The organism is Limnohabitans sp., from assembly GCF_040400975.1.
In the GTDB taxonomy this organism is placed as follows: domain Bacteria; phylum Pseudomonadota; class Gammaproteobacteria; order Burkholderiales; family Burkholderiaceae_C; genus Limnohabitans_A.
The window spans coordinates 1-1032 of the sequence record NZ_JBBAPF010000154.1; the positions used below are offsets into that span (position 1 = coordinate 1).

The 1032-nt window shown below is 63.8% G+C and carries 1 protein-coding gene; it reads right to left on the bottom strand.

The window, feature by feature from the left end:
* Positions 1 to 243 precede the first annotated feature (243 nt).
* On the bottom strand, positions 244 to 1032 hold a 789-nt coding region (locus ABWQ00_RS16305; protein ID WP_353239711.1), incomplete at its 5' end, for a hypothetical protein.

Sequence of the window (1032 nt, forward strand, 5' to 3'; positions counted from 1 at the left end):
GCCGGGTGCTGCCGCTGCGGTGCCGCGCGTCAGTGCGGCAGAGGGTGCCAGCGCTCGTGCTGGTGCGTGCAAGCTGCTGTCGCCATAGCTTCTGCGCCTGCGGCCACTGAGCCCATCCTGAGGTCTTATCCGCGACCAGAGGCCGCGGTGGCTGCCAATGCTCCTGCGCCTGCTGCCGCTGTATCCCATACTGGGCCATAAGAGCCGCGGTGAGGTCACCGCTAAGATGGACGCCCTCCTCCACTAGAGGTTGTCGTCGACCATGCGATCGCCGTTCGCTCCAGCGGCTGTGCACTGCCTTTTCGACGCTTGACCAGCTGAGTCGTCGTCCAGTGGCCCAAGGGCTTTGTATAAACACCAGCAAAGAGGACATAGCACGGCGCCACCCTGTGCCTCTTGAGCTGCCTTGTACAGAAGGTACTCCGGCGTGGCGAGCATGGCGTCCGGCGCATCCAGCGCCTCCTTCAAGAACCGGAAACCCGCCGGTGCCTCTCCTCCCCGCTTCGTGGGTTGCAAGCCCGTGCCAGCTTGCTTCGCGACCAAGTCCGCGATGTTTTGCTGAAGCACTGCCAGGTCGTGGTCGAGGTCCGCCACCGAAGAGTTGATGGCATCCAGCTTGCGCTGGAGCTCCTCGGCCTCGGCCTTCGTCGCATCCCGACGCTTCCGCATGTTGTGCTGCATAGTGGTCAGGTGTTCGAGCAGCTTGGAAGGATCCTCGTTCTGCCGGTTCTCCTCGACCTTGGTGTCGAGAGCATCCTGCAACTGCTTGAGGATACAGGAGGGCATGCCCATGGCCTTGTTGGCGGCGATGGCCCTGGCCAACTGCTCCACTGTCATGTCTCCCAGCTTCGCGCTCACAGACTGCGTGGGCGCAGCCTCCACTTCCTTGGACGTCTCCAATGCCGGAGCCTTGATGGAGCGGAGCTGCGCGCCCTGCCGCTGGAAGTAGTGCACCATCGTCTTCGGAATGGTCGGCCCTGGGCCCGTCACCCTCGGTGCTGCCACTCTGGGGACGACCGTTGCCTTGACCGT